The sequence below is a fragment of the Nocardia sp. NPDC058519 genome (genome assembly GCF_042719755.1).
In the GTDB taxonomy this organism is placed as follows: domain Bacteria; phylum Actinomycetota; class Actinomycetes; order Mycobacteriales; family Mycobacteriaceae; genus Nocardia.
Map to the genome: position 1 here is coordinate 76,217 of NZ_JBHXNK010000017.1, position 19,168 is coordinate 95,384.

19 protein-coding genes are annotated in these 19,168 nt (G+C 68.0%); 8 read left to right on the forward strand and 11 right to left on the reverse strand.

Annotated elements, in window-relative coordinates; all coding sequences use genetic code 11:
- Positions 1-35: 35 nt before the first annotated feature.
- Together ACFWPK_RS19725 and ACFWPK_RS19730 are read left to right on the forward strand one after the other, a co-directional pair.
- Entirely contained in the window at positions 36-461 is a 426-nt protein-coding gene (locus tag ACFWPK_RS19725; protein WP_378917728.1) for a hypothetical protein, read from the forward strand.
- Positions 461-1,612: a phosphotransferase gene (locus ACFWPK_RS19730; protein WP_378917730.1), complete on the forward strand. Its 1,152-nt coding sequence runs from the start codon at positions 461-463 to the stop codon at positions 1,610-1,612. The genes ACFWPK_RS19725 and ACFWPK_RS19730 overlap by 1 nt, the downstream gene beginning before the upstream one ends.
- Positions 1,613-1,679: 67 nt before the next feature.
- On the opposite strand, the gene ACFWPK_RS19735 is transcribed toward ACFWPK_RS19730, so the two are convergent.
- Positions 1,680-2,936 (reverse strand): amidohydrolase family protein, encoded by a 1,257-nt coding sequence (locus tag ACFWPK_RS19735; protein ID WP_378917732.1) that lies wholly within the window; start codon positions 2,934-2,936, stop codon positions 1,680-1,682.
- A gap of 60 nt (positions 2,937-2,996) precedes the next feature.
- Positions 2,997-3,848, reverse strand: a complete 852-nt coding sequence (locus tag ACFWPK_RS19740) for an acyl-CoA thioesterase (protein WP_378917734.1) — start codon at positions 3,846-3,848, stop codon at positions 2,997-2,999.
- Between the two features lie 133 nt (positions 3,849-3,981).
- On the opposite strand from ACFWPK_RS19740, the gene ACFWPK_RS19745 reads away from it, so the two are divergent.
- Positions 3,982-4,302, forward strand: coding sequence for a hypothetical protein (locus ACFWPK_RS19745; protein ID WP_378917736.1), 321 nt, complete (start codon positions 3,982-3,984; stop codon positions 4,300-4,302).
- A 7-nt stretch (positions 4,303-4,309) separates the two neighbouring features.
- On the opposite strand, the gene ACFWPK_RS19750 is transcribed toward ACFWPK_RS19745, so the two are convergent.
- Both ACFWPK_RS19750 and ACFWPK_RS19755 read right to left on the reverse strand, forming a co-directional pair.
- The gene (locus tag ACFWPK_RS19750) at positions 4,310-5,740 is read right to left on the reverse strand and encodes an amidohydrolase family protein (RefSeq protein WP_378917738.1); all 1,431 of its coding nucleotides are present in this window, start codon (positions 5,738-5,740) and stop codon (positions 4,310-4,312) included.
- Positions 5,737-6,885 carry a CoA transferase gene (locus ACFWPK_RS19755; protein ID WP_378917860.1) on the reverse strand — a complete coding sequence of 383 codons (1,149 nt, stop codon included), beginning with the start codon at positions 6,883-6,885 and terminating at the stop codon, positions 5,737-5,739. The genes ACFWPK_RS19750 and ACFWPK_RS19755 overlap by 4 nt, the downstream gene beginning before the upstream one ends.
- Before the next feature lie 165 nt (positions 6,886-7,050).
- Here ACFWPK_RS19755 and ACFWPK_RS19760 point away from each other — a divergent pair, with 165 nt between their 5' ends.
- Both ACFWPK_RS19760 and ACFWPK_RS19765 read left to right on the forward strand, forming a co-directional pair.
- Positions 7,051-8,106 (forward strand): enoyl-CoA hydratase/isomerase family protein, encoded by a 1,056-nt coding sequence (locus ACFWPK_RS19760; protein ID WP_378917740.1) that lies wholly within the window; start codon positions 7,051-7,053, stop codon positions 8,104-8,106.
- A 138-nt stretch (positions 8,107-8,244) separates the two neighbouring features.
- The gene (locus ACFWPK_RS19765) at positions 8,245-9,042 is read left to right on the forward strand and encodes an SDR family NAD(P)-dependent oxidoreductase (RefSeq protein ID WP_378917863.1); all 798 of its coding nucleotides are present in this window, start codon (positions 8,245-8,247) and stop codon (positions 9,040-9,042) included.
- Between the two features lie 59 nt (positions 9,043-9,101).
- Here the strand turns inward: ACFWPK_RS19765 and ACFWPK_RS19770 are convergent, their stop codons facing one another.
- The 6 genes from ACFWPK_RS19770 to ACFWPK_RS19795 all read right to left on the reverse strand — a co-directional run bounded on the left by ACFWPK_RS19770 (position 9,102) and on the right by ACFWPK_RS19795 (position 14,497).
- Complete coding sequence (locus ACFWPK_RS19770) at positions 9,102-10,292, reverse strand: acyl-CoA dehydrogenase family protein (RefSeq protein ID WP_378917742.1); 1,191 nt, start codon at positions 10,290-10,292, stop codon at positions 9,102-9,104.
- Positions 10,293-10,362: 70 nt separating this feature from the next.
- The gene (locus tag ACFWPK_RS19775; RefSeq protein WP_378917744.1) at positions 10,363-10,821 is read right to left on the reverse strand and encodes a MaoC family dehydratase; all 459 of its coding nucleotides are present in this window, start codon (positions 10,819-10,821) and stop codon (positions 10,363-10,365) included.
- A gap of 2 nt (positions 10,822-10,823) precedes the next feature.
- On the reverse strand, positions 10,824-12,035 hold the full coding sequence (locus ACFWPK_RS19780; RefSeq protein WP_378917746.1) for an acetyl-CoA C-acetyltransferase: 1,212 nt from the start codon (positions 12,033-12,035) through the stop codon (positions 10,824-10,826).
- Entirely contained in the window at positions 12,028-12,921 is an 894-nt protein-coding gene (locus ACFWPK_RS19785; protein WP_378917748.1) for a hypothetical protein, read from the reverse strand. The genes ACFWPK_RS19780 and ACFWPK_RS19785 overlap by 8 nt, the downstream gene beginning before the upstream one ends.
- Positions 12,918-13,646 (reverse strand): 3-oxoacyl-ACP reductase FabG, encoded by a 729-nt coding sequence (fabG, locus tag ACFWPK_RS19790; RefSeq protein ID WP_378917750.1) that lies wholly within the window; start codon positions 13,644-13,646, stop codon positions 12,918-12,920. Before fabG ends, ACFWPK_RS19785 begins: the two co-directional genes overlap by 4 nt.
- A gap of 29 nt (positions 13,647-13,675) precedes the next feature.
- Positions 13,676-14,497 carry a mycofactocin-coupled SDR family oxidoreductase gene (locus tag ACFWPK_RS19795; RefSeq protein WP_378917752.1) on the reverse strand — a complete coding sequence of 274 codons (822 nt, stop codon included), beginning with the start codon at positions 14,495-14,497 and terminating at the stop codon, positions 13,676-13,678.
- Between the two features lie 282 nt (positions 14,498-14,779).
- Between ACFWPK_RS19795 and ACFWPK_RS19800 the strand changes: the two genes are divergently transcribed.
- Entirely contained in the window at positions 14,780-15,589 is an 810-nt protein-coding gene (locus tag ACFWPK_RS19800) for an NAD(P)-dependent oxidoreductase (RefSeq protein ID WP_378917754.1), read from the forward strand.
- A gap of 50 nt (positions 15,590-15,639) precedes the next feature.
- Here ACFWPK_RS19800 and ACFWPK_RS19805 read toward each other — a convergent pair whose 3' ends face one another.
- Entirely contained in the window at positions 15,640-16,827 is a 1,188-nt protein-coding gene (locus tag ACFWPK_RS19805; protein WP_378917755.1) for an acyl-CoA dehydrogenase family protein, read from the reverse strand.
- 196 nt (positions 16,828-17,023) lie between these two features.
- Between ACFWPK_RS19805 and ACFWPK_RS19810 the strand changes: the two genes are divergently transcribed.
- Positions 17,024-17,533: a DoxX family protein gene (locus ACFWPK_RS19810; RefSeq protein WP_378917757.1), complete on the forward strand. Its 510-nt coding sequence runs from the start codon at positions 17,024-17,026 to the stop codon at positions 17,531-17,533.
- A gap of 19 nt (positions 17,534-17,552) precedes the next feature.
- Complete coding sequence (locus ACFWPK_RS19815) at positions 17,553-19,064, forward strand: class I adenylate-forming enzyme family protein (RefSeq protein ID WP_378917759.1); 1,512 nt, start codon at positions 17,553-17,555, stop codon at positions 19,062-19,064.
- The last annotated feature ends 104 nt before the right edge of the window (positions 19,065-19,168 follow it).

Sequence of the window (19,168 nt, forward strand, 5' to 3'; positions counted from 1 at the left end):
TCGACTCGATTTATCTGCTGAAGGAGAATTTCGCGATGAGTACACCGTCGTCCGAATCGGGATCGGCTCCGCCGGAAGAACTTCCGTTGGGCACCACGCCACCTTTCGCGCGCATGCATCGCTGGCTCAAGCGGGGGATCATGATCTGCCTGGTGGCGCTGGTGGTCGAAGGGGCGTTCACCGTACCCGCGCTCGCGATCTGGTACGGCTGGCCGACCTTGTCACTGCAGGAGATCTGCCACGAGATGATAAAGGTCCGCTACTCCGACGACACCCTGGAATGCCAGTATCCCGCCGACTTCAACGCACCGCCGCTCGGCGGGCAGGCCGAAGCGGCCGGGCAGACCACCGCACGTGACGAATGGAGCGTCCAACCCAAACCCGGCTGGGAACCCATCGGGTTCCGGGAACTGGTCCGTCGCCACGACGAGCGGATCGCCCGAGAAGGCGGAGGGAGATAGTGCGGGCTTCGGTCCTCACTGCCCGAGCCATCGGTTCGGTGGCCGGGCAGGCATTGCGGGTCGCGTTCGATCGCACTGTACCGACGGGTGGTACGCGCGCACCACTGCGCGTGGAGGACGTGACCGCCGCCTGGCTCGCCGAGGTCTTCGGCGTGGCACCGGAGACGATCCACCGGATACGGGTCGTGGACGCCCATTCCGGTACGGCGGCGCGAGCGCGCATCGAAGTGACCTCGGATGCCGAAATTCCGGCCTCCCTGTTCCTGAAAATGCCGCCGCGCAACTACTTTCAGCATGTCCTGATGAACCTGTTCAGCCTCGGGGCGCGAGAAATCGACGCCTATCGCGCATTAGGCGACGCACCACCGATCCGGGTGCCCCGCTGTTACGCGACGCGGTTCGACCCGGTGCGGGGTCGGGCTGTGCTGGTCTTGGAGGATCTGTCGCCGACCGCGCGGTTTCGCACGGTCGGCGATCCGCTCGACCGAAGCGAAGCGGAGGCCGTCGTCGACGCCATGGCGGATCTGCACGCCGCCTTCTGGCGGGATCCAGCAGGTGCGGCGGGTACCGCCGCACGATCGGAGGTGGAAACCCAACTCGGGATCCTGATCCGGCGCCGGCTGCTCGGCACACTCACCGGGCACGCCGCGGACCTGGTCCCGGCGACGGTCCGGGAGCAGATCCGGATCTTCTATCAACGTGGCAGGGAGATCGACGCCTTCTGGGCCCACCAACCGCAGACCCTGATCCACGGGGACCCACATCTGGGCAACCTGTTCTTCGAAGGCTCGACGCCGGGCTTCCTGGACTGGCAGATCTCGACGACCGGTTGCGGCATGCGCGATGTCGCCTACTTCGCGAACTCGTCGCTGGAGCCGGAATTGCTGCGCGAGATCGAACGAGGACTTGTCGAGCGCTACGCCGCCCGGCTCGACGCCGCGGGCATCACGGCAGACCCGGAGCAGCTGTGGACGCTGTACAAGGTCGGCATCGCCGAGTTGCTGCTCGCCATCGTCTGTACCGCTGAGGCGGGTGAACGAATGCAGTCGGTGGCGGTGACCCGCTGTGGTGTGGCGCGCGCTGTCGCGGGCGTCGAGGCACATGACAGCCTCGCACTGCTGGCCGCGCTTCTCGATGACATGCGCGTCTGAGCATCAGGCGACCCGATGAGAACAGCCGCCGCCGAATCCGATTCGGCGGCGGCTGAAGTCGTCTGGATCAGCTGGTTGTCGTGGTCGCGACGCTCGGATCAGGGTTGGCGATGGGCAGTCCGAGGAAGCGGCGGGCATTGTCGCCCATGAAGTCATAGGTGCGCCTGACGTCCATGCCCTCGGCGTACTTCCAGAAGCCCTTCGGCTCGGCAAGACCCTCCGGGTGCGGGTAGTCGGAACCGAACAGGACCTTGTCCCAGCCGACCGTGTCGACGACATCGGCCACGCACCCTTCCCAGAACGGGCTGACCCAGATGTTGCGGCGGAACACCTCGTGCGGATGCTCGGGGAAGTTCTGCGGCATCTTCTTGTGCAGGTCCTCGAAGTCGTGGAACAGCGGGTAGATCCACGAACTGCCGTTCTCGACGCTGGCCACGCGCAGCTTCGGGAAACGGGTCAGGGTGCCGTGACAGATGAGACTGGTGATCATGTCGGAGATCTCGCGATGCCCCAGCGCCATCCAGCGAAACGGGCTCTGCGCCATGAAGTTCGCGGTGTGCGGCGGTTCCCAGGAGGCAATGTAGCCGTCCAGCGGTGGGTAGCTGGCGTGCAGCACGATCGGCAGGCCCGCGGCTTCGACATCACGCCAGAACGGGTCGAATTCGGGCAGCGCGGGTGAGCGCCAGCCGTGCAGGCCGTTCACCGGGCCCGGCTTGATCAAGGCGACCTTCGCGCCGTTGTCGAGGATGTATTCCAGTTCGCGCTGGGCGGCGTCGACCTCGGAGAGATTGATGATCGGGGTCGAGTAGATGCGGTCGGCGTAGTTGTAGGACCAGTGCTCGGCCATCCACTGGTTGAGCGCGTGGATGATCGCCAGGGTGAGCTGTGGATCGTCGGCCGCCGAATGCTCGACCAGGCTCGCGAGCGTCGGGTAGTTGAGTGCCTCGACGACACCCTGGCGGTCGAGCTCGGTGATCCGGTCCACCGGGTTGCGGGTGGCCGCGGGTGCCTCGATCGCGGGCCCCTGCATCTCTCGCAGCGTGAGCCCCTCGGAGTTCTCGCCCGCGAAGAACTTCTCGTGCGCGCCGGGCGCGGCGACCCGCTCGAAGGTCGGGTTGGGGATGAAGTCGGTGACCTTGTTGTTGATCACGATCCGGGTCTGGCGCCCGATCTGCGCGAACTGCACCGCACGTGCGTACTTCTCCGGCAGGTACTTCGTCAGCGAGTCCGGGGTCTCGTACATGTGCTGGTCGGCGTCGAAGATCGGCGCATCGCGAAATTGTTCCTCGGTCCGGCTTGCGGCCGGGTCGGCGGTGTTCGTCATCTGGTTCCCTTCCATCACTGCAGTCCTATCTACTGTAATGCATACAGTATGAGTCGTGGTTCATGTGGCCGGGACGGCGTCGACGTGAAACCTGAGCAGGGCCTCCTGGGCGAACGAGGCGACCAACGTGCCGTCTGTGGTGAAGACCTCCCCTCGTCCGAAGCAGCGCCCGTGCGCGACCATCGCGCTGTAGTGGCGCAGGAGCAGCCAATCGCCGGTGGCGAACGGTCGATGGAACCAGACCGTGTGCGAGGTGGTCGCCGAGGTGAACGCGGTGCCGTTGCCGCGCTGGTCGATGCCGTCGAACGGGCGTAGCGCGGTGCCGATGACGTTCAGGTCGGTGGAATAGGCGAGCAGCGCGGCGGCGGTCCCGGCGTCCTGTGTGTCGGGGATTCGCATCCAGAGGTCGTAGTCGGCTCGCCCGTCGTCGTGGGCGTCGAGATCGGTGACCGACCGGGTGTCCCAGGGGAGCAGATCGAACCGGACGCGGTTTTCGGGACCGGGCGGTGCTGCGGTGGGCCGAATCGGCTGGTGTGTCGGGCCCGCTTCGCTGGCATGCAGCGAGACGGCGCAGGTGGCGATCGGGCGGCGGCCCTGGGTCGCGGTCACGGTCAGTGCGCCGAACGAGCGTCCGTCGTGGAGCGGGTCGGCGATGTAGTGAACGGGAGTGTCGGATGTGCCTTCCCGGAAGAACGACGCATGGAGTGACTTGACCGTCTTGTCCGGGTTCACCGCGTTCGCCGTGCGCACGAACTGGCCGAGTAGTTGCCCGCCGAAGAGGCGTCGATGGGGCAGCTGTTGATTCGATCCCGCGAAGGCGAGGAGGGGTTCGGCCGGACTCGGCGACGTGGCATCGGTGGGCAGTGATCGGAGGTCGAGGCAAGTCATGAGGTCGTTCCATGTATCCGGCACGTGCCGATCATAAGCTATACGGGAAGGTTTACAGTATATCTCTGATCAGCGCTCGGGCTCGAATATTCTCGACTACTGTCGTGGCAACAGTAATTCCCTCTGGGATTTCCGTGAGTGTCGAGGTGATCGGTCGATGACGAAGTACAGGGACTCTCGACGCAGGGCGCTGACAATCGCGCACCCGCGATCGGCCGCGCCACCCGGCACGGCCTACGAGCACGGTGCGCGGATCCCCGGCGAGGTGGTTCGTACCATCAGCTACGACCTGCTCGACTACTTCGCGAAATGTCCACGATGCGGTTACGCGGCGCAGGCGTCGGAGACGGTCTGCGCCTATTCCAGCGGGTTGGTCGAGCGCAGGCTGTATCGCACGTGTGGGTTGCCGTGTGGTTGGCACGATTCGTCTTTCGAAGTCGCCGACACGGTTCCGGCGGCTGCGCTACCCGCCACCTAGCTGCCGATCACGGCTGCGCCGGCGCTCGCGCAAAGAGGGTGCGAGCGACGGCATCGGCCGACGGGTCGCGTAGTACCTGCTCCAACGGTGCGCGCAGCAGGACGAGATCGGCCGACGCCCCGCGTCGGATCCGGCGTGGGCGCCCACCCGGGTCTTCGGCTGGGGTGAGGTATCCCGCGAGCGCCTGTGCGGGCGTGAGGCATTCGTCGATATTGATGGTCGCGCCGGTTTCGGTGGATCGGCGACTGGCCGCGGCGATCACCGCCCACGGGTCGAGCGGGCCGTAGGGGGAGTCGCTGGACAGGGCGAGGGGGACACCCCCCGCGAGCAGGCTTCGGCAGCGGTACAGATCGTCGAGGTCGTCGGGTTCGACATGGTCGAGGTAGTAGTCGCCGCGCCGGGACAGGAAACCCGGTTGGGTCACCACCCGCAGGCCGTGACGGTGGAGATCGCCGATGGTGTCGGCGGGAACCAGCGCCGCGTGTTCGACGCGGTCGCCGGGGAAATCGCCCGCCACATCCAGGGCCGCGAGCAGCAGGAGCAGTGCTTCGCGGCTGACGCAATGGACGGCCACGGCCCGTCCGCCGCGGTGGGCCGCGCTGATCTGTTCCACCAGATCGTCGAACGGGGGGAGTCCGGAGTCGGCGATGACGATCTTGTACGGTCCGACACCGATCCGCTCCGGCAGCGGAGCCGCGCTGCCCACGGGGATCCCGAGCAGGTGTAACCGTTGCGGTAGGTCACCCTTGGTCACGGCGGCGACCAGCGCGGCCTGCGACCCGGTCGACAGATCAGGGGTCGCGTCGGTGACACCGGTGATGCCGTACTCGGCGAGGGTGGAGCCGAGCGAGCCGAGATGCGGTGGCCTCGCCGGTGGCAGCCGTGTGCGTAACCAGGTGTCCGCGCGCCAGATCCGGCCGGTCGGGACGCCATCGGCATCGCATTCGACGCCGGGATGCGCCGCGTCGGTGATTCCCGCTGCGGCGAGAGCGGCGGAGTTGAGGATCCACATCGCGCCACTGCGGTGCTGTACTCGCACCGGTCGGGTCGCGTGCAAGCCGTCGAGGGCGACGGCGTCGAGATCGCCCGCGACGGTGTCGACGTAGCCGACGCCGCGGACCCAGCCATGATCGTCTCCCGATGCCTCGGCGAGGGCCGTGCCCAGTGCGCGGCGGTCGCGGACTGCCGGCGGGCCGCAATGCACCGACGCCGCGTCGGCGGCCGTGGCGTGCAGGTGCAGGTGGTGATCGTGCAGTCCGGGGATGACGGCACCGCCGCGCGCGTCGATCACCTCCGTGGCCCCGTCCGTGGACAGTGACGGCCCGATGTCGTCGATCCTGCCGTCCCGCACCCGCAGATCGAGACCTGGAATGCCGTCGATCTCCGCGTCGCGCACGATGATGGCCCGGTCGGCCGCGGGCAGTTGGGTATCGGTCACGGCACTGGGATCCGGAGCGATTCGAGTACTCGCGCGGTATCGGCACCGGACTCTGCGGCGGGGCCGATCGGGGTGCGAGACAGTGGTTGTGCGACCGGAATCGGTCCGGCGTCGGAATCGATGAACCAGCTGTCGCCGCGCTGTGACGTGCGCGGCACCGGATCGGTTGTCAGTGTGCTCGCGACGACATCGGTCATCGAGATGTCCCACAGCACTCCGCGACCGTCGGTGGGCGAGGACATCGCGAGCACGGCGGCGGTGAGACCGGTGAGTGGATCGGCGATGGCGTCGCCGACGAATGCCGGTGTGCCCGAACCGGGTTCGTGGGCGACCAGTCCGGCGGCCGCGGCGACATCGTCCCCGAAACCGATGCGGTTCGACGCTCGACCCGCGGCGGTGATGGACACCCAGCTCGCCCCGCGTCCGACAGCAGCCTCGGCGTCGAGTCCGAACCCGGCCAGCGCGCGGGGCCTTGACGCCTCGATGACGATGTCGGCGGCGTCGACGAGGGCCGACAACGCCGACCGTCCAGCAGTGTCGGCAGGATCGAGAACCACCGATTCGTGCCCATGGTGCAGCAGCGCGTAGAACTCCGGGTTTCCGCGGCGAGCGCCGTCGGGCCGTCCCGGGGTCTCGACCTTGACCACCCGCGCGCCTGCCAGCCCGAGGAGATGGGCGCACAGCGGACCCGCCCACAAGGCGCTGAAGTCGACGACGAGCAGCCCTTCGACCGGCCTCGGCGTCATCGGTGCCGGGCAGTGCACGCGTTCGCGGTGCCGCACGGGGCCGGCCGCAACGCCGAGGAGTTCGGCGCGTTCGAGGAGTTCGGCGCCGCGATGGGCGCGCACCCAGTCGGCAAGCGCGGGCCACGGATTCACCGCGTCGAGCTCGTCCCCGATCAGTGCGCCGAGCAGGAGCGGATCATCAGGCCGGGCGCAGGAGACCGCCGCCCACCCGTCGGCGGTGGGCAGCAACCGGCAACGGCCGCCCGCCGACACCGTTCCCCGGCGCCGCAGGCCGGCAAGCGCGGCGCGTTCGCCCAGCAGGTGGGCACCGTCGACGGTGATCGCCTGGCCTGAGACGGCGGCCAGCGTCGAGGTCAGTTCGCGGGCCATGGTGGCCGCGCGCCCCGGCGGTACCAGCATCGGTCCGTCGGGGCGACCGGAGAGGGCGACCACCCCGCTCGCCGCCCAGTCCGCCGCGGGCGGACCGGGAACCGACGCTGTCCTAGGTTGCACGGCTCGATAGTAGGTCGAGGGGGTCGCGCGGTCTCGGTCACTACGGGACGGACACCATGTCACTATTGCGCGGTGAGCCGTGACGCTACCGATCTGGCCCTGGACGCCCTGGAACTGGACATCAGCCCGGAGGGCGCGCCGAGAAACCCGATACTGGTCGTTCCGCTGGACGTGTGGGCGGGGGAATCGACGGAGCGGATCGCACGGGTCGCCGAAGCGCTGGCCGGTTCGCTGCGGCTGTCGATCGGGGTGCTGCGGGGACCGGCCTCGCCGAGCCTGGTGCCGCTGCTGCGCGCGCTCACCCTGACGCTGGCCGAGGACGCCGGAACCTCGCCGATGATCGTCGACCACCCAGACCCCGATGCCGCGGTGGAGCACCTGACGGCAGCGGTGCGGCGCAATCCGCAGGCGAGCGTGGCGCTGGGGCGACTGCTGCGCCAGACGACGGTGCCGGATACGACCGCGGGACTCGGGGCGGAGGCCGCGGTCTACTCGATGCTGCTGGCAGGCAGCGAGTTCGAGCGGTGGCTGGCCGAACGGGGCGGACCGAAGCCGGTGCGCTTTCCCGACCGACCGCTGGTGCGGCTGGACCGCGACGCCGACCTGCTGTCGGTCGTTCTCGACCATCCGGAGCGTCGAAACGCACTGAGTTCGCCGCTGCGCGAACAACTTCTGGAGGCGCTTCGTCTCGCCGAACTCGATGACAGCATCGACCGGGTGCTCCTGCGCGGCGCGGGGCCGGTGTTCTGCAGCGGTGGCGATCTCGACGAGTTCGGCACCGCTGTCGATGTGGTGGCCGCGTATCAGGTGCGACTCGAACGCGCGCCGTGGCGGATCATCGACCGACTGCGCGACCATGTCTGCGCCCGGGTACACGGGGCGTGCATCGGGGCGGGCATCGAGATGACAGCCTTCGCGGGGAAGCTGATCGCGGCGCCGGAAACCTACTTCCGACTGCCCGAGATCGAGATGGGGTTGGTGCCGGGGGCCGGCGGTACTGTCAGCGTCCCGCGCCGGATCGGGCGCTGGCGCGCGGCATGGATGATGCTGACCGGCGACCGTGTCGACACCGCAACCGCGTTGCGGTGGAAGCTGATCGACGGCATCGAGGAAAACGCCGTCGGGTAGTCCCCACCGAACTCCCGTAAGCCATACTGAATGCATTACAGTAGTGGCTCGAGCCATCCGATCGTGCCGTGGGCCGACGACAGTCCGCAGCGGTCCGACCCGGAACGGCGGTTCTCTCGACGTGAGGCGGAAAGCGGTATGGATCTGGGATTGCGGGACGCGGCGACCGTCGTGGTCGGTGGAAGCCGTGGGATGGGGCTGGCCACGGCGCAGTGCTTGGCAGAGGAAGGGGCCAGGGTCGCGGTCGTCGGCCGGTCCGCCGAGGATGTCGAGCGCGCGGTCGCGAGTCTGGTGGATCGGGGGAGTCCGGACGCGGTCGGTCTCGTCGCCGACGCGCGCGACCTCGCGCAGGTGGAATCGGCCTTCACCCGACTTGGGCATCGGTGGGGCGGTGAACTCAATTCGCTGATCACCACCGTCGGCCCGAATGTGCAGGGGACGGTGGAGGACCTGTCCGACGAGCAGTGGCACGAGGCAGTCGATCACGGGGCGCTCGCCATCGTGCACTGCGTCAACGCGGCGCTGCCGTTGCTGCGCGAGGCCGAGTGGGGGCGGATCGTGAACTTCTCCGCGCATTCGACCCAGCGCCAGACGGTGTCCCTGGTTGCCTACACCGCAGCGAAGGCGATGGTGACCAGCATCTCGAAGAACCTGTCGCTGTTGCTGGCCAAGGAGGAGATCCTGGTCAACGTGGTGTCTCCGGGCACCTTCGTCACCCCTGCGCTCACCGACTGGGCGCGCTCGGCGGGCATCGAGGACGACGATCCCTACCGCCTCATGGAGGCGATCGGCACCCACTACGGGCACCCCGCGCAGATGCCGAGGGCCGGGCTGCCCGAGGAGATCGGCCCGGTCGCCGCCTTCCTGGCCTCGCGCCGCAATTCGTATATGACCGGCGCGAATGTGAATGTGGACGGTGGCTCCGATTTCGTCTGAGCCGCCATGGTTTCGGCCGGACCATCGACTGGTCCGGCCGTCACCCGTCCACGACGATCTCAGAGCCGATAGTCGCGCAGCACACCCTTGCCGATGATCCGTTTCTGGATCTCGCTGGTGCCCTCGCCGATCAGCATGAACGGCGCCTCGCGCATGAGACGTTCGATCTCGTATTCGGTGGAATAGCCGTAGCCACCGTGGATCCGGAAACTGGCCTGGGTGACCTCGTTGCAGAACTCGCTGGCCAGATATTTGGCCATGCCCGCCGCGACATCGTTGCGCAGGCCGGAATCCTTGAGACGAGCCGCGTTGACCATCATGAGATGGGCCGCCTCGACCTTGGTGGCCATTTCGGCCAGCGAGAACCCGATGGCCTGGTGTTCGACGATGGGTTTGCCGAAGGCCGAGCGCTGTTGGGCGTAGCGCGCGCCGAGTTCGAACGCGCGCAGCGCGATTCCGCAGGCGCGGGCCGCGACATTGACCCGGCCGACCTCGATGCCGTCCATCATCTGCTTGAAGCCATGACCGGGTTCGCCGCCGAGGACGGCATCCGCGGGCACGACATGGTTGTCGAGCAGCATCTCGGTGGTGTCGATGCCCTTGTAACCCATTTTGTGGATCTTGCCGGGAATGCTCAGCCCGGGTGCGACCTCACCGAATCCGGCGGGCTTCTCGAGCAGGAAGGCGGTGAGATTGTCGTGCGGGCGTTCGTGGCCCTCATCGGTGCGTACCAAGGTGGCGACCACCGTGGCCGTGGATCCGTTGGTCAGCCACATCTTTCGGCCGTTGAGCGTGTATTCGCCCGACTCCGCGCGGACGGCTTTGGTGCGGATGGCGGCCACATCCGAGCCGAGTTCGGGTTCGGACATGGAGAACGCCCCGCGCACCTCACCGGTGGCCATGCGCGGCAGGAAATGTCGCCGCTGTTGCACGGTGCCGTGCTGGGCGAGCAGGTACGCGACGATGAAATGGGTGTTGATGACACCGGAGATGCTCATCCAGCCGCGCGCCAGTTCCTCGACACACAACGCGTAGGTCAGCAGGGATTCGCCGAGACCCCCGTACTCCTCGGGAATCATCAGCCCGAACAAACCCATCTCCGCCATCCGATCGACGATGGCTTGCGGATAGGTGTCGGCGTGTTCGAGTTCCTGCGCGACCGGGATGATCTCCTTGTCCACGAACGTGCGCACAGTGGTGAGGATTTCGGTCTGCACCTCGGTGAGGCCGTGGGTTTGTCCGAGTTTCATCGGGATATCCGTTCGGTGGAATCGGCGCCTTCGTGGCGTGGGTCAGCGGATGCGATGGGCTCGGCGCGGGTCACAACACCACCACCGTGAGGGTTTCGGCCACCAGCACCGGTTTGTCCTGTCCCTCGTTCTCGACGACCCAACGCACGGTGAGCAGGCACCGCGACATCTCGACCGACAAGTCGACAGGGGTCGCCGAGGCACGCACCCGGGTGCCGACACGCACGGCGGAGGGGTACCGAACCTTGTTGCTGCCGTAGTTGATTCGCGCCGAACCGAATTCGATGGTGTAGAGGTCGCGACCGAGGAACGGCAGCATCGACAGGGTGAGGTAGCCGTGCGCGATGGTGGCGCCGTAGGGGCCGTCGGCGGCGCGCGCGTGGTCCACGTGGATCCACTGATCGTCGCCGGTGCACTCGGCGAACCCGTCGACTCGTTCCTGGTCGATCGTGCACCACGGCCCGGGACCGACGGTGTCGCCGATCGCGGCCGAGAGATCATCGAGTGAGGTGAAGGCGCGCGCGGCCATGCTCACACCACCCGCTCGAAGACAGCGGCCAGGCCCTGGCCGCCGCCGATGCACATCGTCTCCAGCCCGTAGCGCAGCTCGCGCCGGTGCAGTTCCCTGGCGAGGGTGGCCAGCATCCGGCCGCCGGTGGCGCCCACCGGATGTCCGAGGGAGATGCCGGAGCCGTGCACATTGGTGCGGTCGAGATCGCGTTCGCCGAACTTCCATTCCCGCATGACCGCCAGTGCCTGCGCCGCGAACGCTTCGTTGAGTTCGATCAGGTCGATGTCGGCGAGCGAGAGACCCGCCTGGCCGAGGGCGGCATCGGTGGCGGGGACGGGTCCGATACCCATGACATCGGGTCGCACCCCGGCCACGGCCCACGACTTCAGGGTGACCAGGGGAGTGAGGCCGAGTTGTTCGGCGTTGTCCCGGGTGGTCACCAGACACATCGACGCCGCGTCGTTCTGGCCGCTGGCATTGCCCGCGGTCACCGTCGAGTCCGGATCGATCTGCGCCCGAATCGGTTTCAGCGCGGCGAGGGAGTCGAGGGTGGTGTCGGCGCGGGGATGCTCGTCGGCGTCGACCACCGAATCTCCCCGGCGCGCGGACACCGTGACCGGAATGATCTGCTCGGCGCTGGCACCGCTGCGCGCGGCCTCGACGGCACGCTGATGGGAGGTCACCGCGAGCCGATCCTGTTCCTCCCGGGGGATCGAATAGGTCCGGCGCAGGTTCTCGGCGGTTGCGAGCATGCCACCCGACACCGGATAGGTCTTGCCACCGGCGGTCTCACGTCCGCGAGCCAGCGCGTCGTGGACGCGGACGCCACCTCGTGCACCGCCCCAGCGCATGTCGAGGGAGTAGAACGGGGTGTTGGTCATGCTCTCCACACCGCCGGCGACCACCACTTCGCTTGCGCCGCAGGCGACCTGCATGACCGCCTGGATGACCGCTTGCAACCCGGATCCGCAGCGCCGGTCGATCTGCATGCCGCCGACGGTCACCGGCAGTCCGGCGTCGAGGGCGACGACGCGGCCGATGGCGGGAGCCTCGCTGCTGGGGTAGCAGTGGCCGAGGATCACGTCGTCCACGACATCGGGGTCGATCCCGGTCCGTTCCAGCATCCCGCGCAGGGCGGTGACGCCGAGATCGACCGCGGTGAGCGAGGAGAACACCCCGCCGTAGCGTCCGATGGGGGTACGGACAGGTTCGCAGATCACTGCTTCACGCATGGGTTCGGTCTCCGTCATGGTCGAAATCGGCGGTCAGAACGGTGTGTTCGACGGTTCGGTCGGTGCCGCCACCGGTGCGGACGGCGAGTTCGAGGTCGGTATCGGCGGTGTCGCGACGCTGGATGCGGGCCGGTTCGGCGCAGAACAACGGCGCGAGGTTGCGGTGGCGCAGCCGGGTCGGTGCCCGATCGGGCCGTTCCCGTCGAATGGTCTCGGCCATGGCCAGGGTCATGAGCGGTCCGTGCACCACCAGCGCCGGGTATCCCTCGACGCCGGTCGCGTACGGCCAGTCGTAGTGGATGCGGTGGGGGTTGGCCGTCGCGGCGCTGAACCGCATCAAGACGGTGGGATCGGTGCGCAATTCCCAGTCCCATTCGGCCACGCGGCGCAGGGGAGTGCCCGCGGGCTCGGGCTCGGACGGCGTCGGGGGACCGATCGAGCCGGGCGCCACGGCCTCGCGGTAGATCAGATTCTGACGTTCCACCACGGCGAGGGTGTCCGCGCCGGTGTAGAGCCGGATCTCGACATCGACCACCACCAGCGGCCCCGTTCGCCCGGTCTTGGGCGTCACGGCGACGACTCGCGACTCGCGGCGCACCGTCGACCCGATGGTCACCGCTTCGTGCAGCACCACGGCACCGCCGGCGAACATGCGGCGCGGCAGATCCACCGGAGGCAGGAAGGAACCACGGGCCGGGTGCCCGTCGGCTCCGATCTCCGACGACACGGGCCAATGCGCCAGCGCCGCCCAATGCCACAGCGGCGGGAGGGGATCGCCGACACCGATCGGCGGCGCACCGGAGTCGAGAACCGCGCGCAGCGCCGCGACCGGTGCTGGGTCGACGTATTCGTCGGTGACGACGGTGTGTGGCTGCCAGCCGGTCACATGAACCGCCCGCCCGTCACTTCCAGCGTGGTCCCCGTCATATACGAGGACAGGTCCGAGGCGAGGAACAGCGCGACACCGGCGACCTCCTCCGGTTCACCCGCTCGCGACATCGGGATCTCCGCCATCTTCTTGTCCCAGATATCGACGGGCATCGCCGTGGTCATCGGGGAACGGATCAGGCCGGGCTGGATCGCGTTGACCCGCACGCCGTATCGGGCCGTCTCCTTGGCCGCGGCCTTGGTCAGACCGATGATGCCCGCCTTCGCGGCCGAATAGTTGGTCTGGCCCGCCATCCCCACCTTGCCTGACAACGAGGAGATATTGATGATGCTGCCGCGCCCCTGATTTCGCATGATCGTCGACGCGAACCTCGTCCCGTGCCAGCTGCCCTTCAGATGGACCGACACGACCTGGTCGAAATCCTCCTCGCTCATCGTGCGCATGGAGGCGTCGCGGGTGATGCCCGCGTTGTTGACCATGATGTCGGCCGAACCGAATTCGGTGAGCGCGGTGGCGAGCAGCGCCGAGACGTCCTCGGCGCGGGTCACGTCGCAGTGGACCGCGCGAACGTTATTCGAGCCGAGTGCTTCTCGTGCCCCCTCGGGATTGAGGTCACCCACGACCACCCGCGCGCCCTCACGCAGGAAGGTCGACGCGATAGCGAGGCCGATGCCCTGCGCCCCGCCGGTGACGACCGCGACACGGCCCTCGAGAAGTGACATGGTGTTGATCCTTTCGGCGTGACGGGCGTTCAGTACTGAGTCGAGCCCAGGTCGACCGCGATCTGCGCGGCGGTGATGTAGCGGGATTCGTCGTCGGCGAGCCAGCTGACAGCGGCGGCGACATCCTCGGGGTGGGCCACCCAGTCCGGCAGGAACGGTGTCGTCATGTGTCCGAGCTGGGGATTGGACTCGAGCGAGCGGCCGAGCGCGGCGACCATGTCCCCGCTGCCCATGGGGGTCAACACGGCGCCCGGATGCACGCTGTTGACCCGGATCCGATGTTTGCCCAGTTCTGCGGCCAACGCCCTGGCGATGCCGGTCACCGCGTGCTTGCTGGCGGTGTAGTGGACCATGAAGGGCTGCATCTTCAGCCCGGCGGCGGAGCTGATCAGGATGATCGAGCCGCCGCGCCCGCCGTCGATGATGTGGTCGGCGCCGGCGATCGCGGTGTTCCAGGTGCCGGTGACGTTGATGTCGATGACATCGCGGAACGACTCGGGGGTGATCTCGTTCCACCGCTGTGGGATGCAGATGCCCGCGTTGGCGACGATGATGTCGAGTCGGCCCAGGGTGGCAACTCCCTCGTCGACCGTTTTGCGCAGCCCGTCCAGGTCCCGGGTGTCGACGGTCGCGGCGACGATCCGGCGGCCGGTCGCCTCGACCAGCCGCACCGTTTCCTCGAAGTCCTGCGGCGTGGCGGAATCGTAGGGAACCGCCGCGGGCAGCGGGCCCGCGAGGTCGACAGCGATGATGTCGGCGCCCTCACGCGCCAGGCGCACGGCGTGCGCGCGGCCCTGTCCGCGCGCTGCGCCGGTGATGAAGGCGACTTTGTCGCTGTGTCGGCCGGTCACGTCTTCTCCTCGAGCTCTCGGGCGATCGCTGGAGTGTGGGACAGGGATCGCGATCCCAGGTCCGTGTACCAGCGCGCCAGAACTTATTATCGTATGTTTTATCGTAAAGGCAACAGTACCGTGTCGCGTCACCCTATTGCCCGACTGTTCGCGGCACAAGAAGCTACTGTGCCGCGCTGGACGGCGCTGTTACAGTTGGCGTTACTGGAGCACTGTCGATCAGTGGCTCGTCGCATCGTTCTCGGTAGCGAACGGGTTCAACGCGAGTGAGGAGCGGCGCGGATGTCGAAGGTTGTCGGGTTCATCGGAGCGGGCCAGATGGGCGAGCCGATGGTGGTTCGACTGGTGGCGGCAGGTCATCGGACCGTGGTCTACGCGCGCCAGGACGCGGTGCGCGAACGCCTGCGGGCCGCGGGGGCCGAAATCGTCGACTCGGTGCGGGAAGCCGCGGTATCCAGCGAGGTGATCATCGCCTGCCTGTTCTCGGATCATCAGTTGCGCGAGGTACTCTCGGGCCCGGACGGGGTGTTGGCGTCGGCGGGGGCCGACGCGGTGGTGGTCTCGCACACGACCGGCACGGTCTCGACGATCACGGAGCTGGCCGCCGCGCGACACGATGGTCCGGTCCTGCTCGATGGGCCGGTCAGCGGGTCGGCCGAGGACATCGCCGCCGGGCGGCTCACGGTATTGCTCGGCGGTCCGTCGGCGGCCGTCGAAGCCGTCCGTCCGGTGCTGTCCGCCTACGCGAGTTCGGTTCTGGCCACGGGTGCGCTCGGTAGCGCGCTCGGCGTGAAGCTGGTCAACAACGCGCTGTTCGCCGCGAACGCGCAACTGGTTGCTGTGGCGGCCGAGGTCGGCCGCAAGCTGGGCATCGAGGAAGGCCAACTGCTGCAGGCGCTGTCGGTGGCCAGTGGCAACAGCTACGCGGCCGATTCGATCCGGCGCACCGGTGGTCTGGCGAAATTCGAGAAACGTGCCGCGCCGTTCCTGCGCAAGGACGTCGCGGCCTGCGTGAGCGCGACCGCCGAGCTCGGTATCGACCTCGGCGGCTTGGGAGCTGTGATCGCCGAGGGTCCGTTCGACTTGAGCTGATATCCGGCGACCGGGTCGGCCACCACCGATGCGGTGGCCGACCCGGCCCGTTACCTCGCGGCCCGCTCGGCATTCCGGATCAGCCCGCCGCCGATGATCAGGCGCTGGATCTCACTGGTGCCCTCGTACAGCCGCAGCAACCGGACATCACGGTAGATCCGTTCCACGGCAACATCGCGCATATACCCCGTACCGCCGTGGACCTGCACCGCCGAATCGGCCACCCGCCCAGCCATTTCGGTGCAGAACAGCTTGGCCACCGACGGCGCCACCCGCCGGTCCTCGCCCGCCACCCATGCCCGCGCGGCATCACGAACCAGCGCGCGGCCCGCCATCACCCCGGTCTGCATATCCGCCAGGTGGGCCTGGACCAACTGGAATCGCCCGATGGGGGTACCGCCCTGGGTGGCTGTCGCGGCGTAGGTGACGGATTCGTCGAGTGCGCGCTGCGCCGTGCCCACCGCGAGTGCCGCGATATGGACACGACCCCGCGCCAGCGAGGTCATCGCCGCGCGGTAGCCGATGTCCTCGTTGCCGCCGACGAGCGCGTCCGCACCGACGCGGACATCGCGGAAATACACCTCGGCGGTCCACGCGCCCTCCTGGCCCATCTTGCGGTCCTTCGGGCCGACTTCCACGCCGGGGGTATCGGCGGGGACCAGGAACACCGAGATGCCCGCGCCGTCCTCGTCGGCGGGGCGGGTGCGAGCGAACACGACGAACAGGTCGGCGACCGGCGCGTTGGTGATGAAGCGCTTCTCGCCGTTGATGATCCAGTCCTCGCCCGACCTGGACGCGGTGGTGCGCAGCGCCGCGGGATCGGAGCCGGCGCCGGACTCGGTGAGCGCGAACGACGCGACGACAGCGCCGGAGGCGATGTGTTCGAGCCATCGGGATTTCTGATCCTCGGTGCCGAACCCGACCAGGACCTGACCGGCGATACCGTTGTTGGTGCCGAACAGTGAGCGCAGCGCGAGCGTGGTGTAGCCGAGTTCGATGGCCAGTTCGACGTCCTGGGCGAGGTCGAGTCCGAGGCCGCCCCACTGCTGGGGAATCGCATAGCCGAACAGGCCCATGGCCTTGGCCTGGTGCACGATCTCGTCGGGCATCCGGTTCTGTTCGGCGATCTCGCGCTCTCGCCGCACGACCACGTTTCGTACGAAATCCTTGGTCTGCGCGAGGATTTCGCTGAAGTCTTCTGCGTTGACCGCGCTGGTGGCGGTGGATGCGCTCGTCATGGCAGGGTCTCCTCGTTCGCGGCGTAGTGTCGCCGTCGTGCTCGAAATGTCTCATGGGCAAGCGTGGCCCGATGCGCCGTCTTGACCGGACGCGCGTTATGTCTAACATTACTGTAATACCAGCGGTAAGTAATACGGGAGATGTGTCGAGGATCGTGGTCACGGCGCGGAACTCGATGGACAGGGCGGTAAAGCGATGACTGCGTACGACACGGGTGTGCTGATTCTGCGGGTGTGTCTCGGCCTCACCATGGCCGCGCACGGCTACCAGAAGTTCTTCGGGGGTGGTCGGATACCGGGCACGGCCCGCTGGTTCGACAGCATCGGGATGCGCCCCGGCATCCTGCACGCGCGCCTCGCCGCGAGCAGTGAAGTCGGCGTCGGCCTCGCGCTGGCATTCGGGTTGCTCACTCCCCTCGCGGCCGCGGGTTTCGTCGCGCTCATGCTGGTCGCCGCCTGGACGGTGCACAGGTCGAAGGGCTTCTTCATCGTGGGCGAGGGCTGGGAGTACAACCTGGTGCTGGCGGTGGGCGCGGTGAGTGTGGCCACCCTCGGTCCCGGCCGGATCAGCCTCGACCAGCTGATCTTCGGCACCGACCGGGTGGACGGCTGGTGGGGATTCGGCCTCGCCGTCGGCCTCGGCCTCGCGGCCGGTGTCGGCCAGCTCGCGCTGTTCTACCGGCCGCCGGCTCCCGCCCGGTCCTGAGTGAATCGGAGGGCCACCGATGTCGATACAGGATCACGACGAGAGCTCCGCCGCGACCGAGCTCGTGACAACACTCGCCGAGGGGCTCGCGGGCTTCGGCGCGCGGCCGTGCATAGAGTTCGAGCGGCGCTGGTATTCCGGTGACGCCGTGCGAGCCTACGTCCATCGGATCACCGCGGAGCTGGACCGTGCGGGCGTGCGCGCCGAGGACCCGATCGGGATCGTCGTCCGCAATCGGGTGCCGCACGCAGCCGCGATCCTCGGGTTCATCACTCAACGTCGTCCGGTCACGATGATCAACTCGTATCAGTCGGCCTCGGGCATCGCTCGCGACATCGAACAGACACGTCCGGTCGCGGTGATCGCCGATCGGCGGGACTGGACGGCGCCGGTCGTGGCCGCCTGCGAGCGGGTGGGCGGTGTCGGGATCGCGGTGGCGCTGGAGGAGCCCTCGGTCGAGACCATCGTCCGCGGTGACCGGTCGACCGATCGAGCCGCCGATCAGGTGACAACCGTGCCCGGATTGCACATCCTGACCAGCGGAACGACCGGCCCACCCAAGCGGGTGCCGATTCCGCTGGCGGCGTTGGGACATACGGTCCGCACCATGACCGGCGGGGCGACCGTCGCCGATCCCGACGATCCACCGGAATTGGTGTACTGGCCGTTCGGCAGCATCGGTATCTGTCAGCTTCTCGCGGCGCCGTTCCTCGGCAAACGCATGGTGTTGCTGGAGAAGTTCACGGTCGAGGAATGGGTGCGGGCGGTCAAGACCTACCGGGTCACTCGGACCGGCGTGCAGCCGACGATTCTTCGCATGCTGCTGGAAGCCGAGGTGCCGCCAGAGGACCTGTCGTCCCTGGAGTATCTGCCGGGCGGTTCCGGCCCGCTCGAGCCGGCACTGCGTGCGGAATTCGAACGTCGCTACGGCATCCCGTTGTTGTGGGCCTACGGTGCCACCGAGTTCGCCGGTTCGGTGTGCGCGTGGACACCGCAGTTGCACAAGCGATTCGGCGCGACCAAGACGGGCAGCGTCGGCGTGCCGCTGCCCGGCGTCCGGGTACGCATCGTCGACGCGGAGACCGGGTCGGAGGTGGGCGTCGGTGCGCAGGGACTGCTCGAGGCCGAGGTGGCCGCGCTCGGTGGCACCTGGGTGCGAACCACCGACCTCGCCTCCGTGGATGCCGACGGGTTCGTGACGATACACGGGCGAGCCGACGGCGCGATCAATCGAGGCGGTTTCAAGATCCTGCCGGAAACGGTGCGCGCCGCCCTACTGACCCATCCCGGGGTTCGCGATGCGTGTGTCGTCGGCGTCCCGGATCGCCGATTGGGTCAGGTGCCGTTCGCCGCGGTGCAGCCGCGTCGTGGGACGCCGGCGCCCTCGGAAGCGGATCTGGTCGCGCACGTGCGGGATCGGCTGCCCAGCCACCATGTTCCGGTCGCGATCGTCGTCGTCGACAACCTTCCGCGTAATGCCGCGTTGAAGGCCAGGACGGACGCGGTGGCCGCCATGTACTCCGGGAGTTGACGTCTGCGGGTTCCGGCTGCCGGAGCATCTCTGTGCCAACCGGATTCGATGAGGCCGGATCGGGGCGATTCCGATCCGGCCTCCGCATCGTGTGACCGACGCCG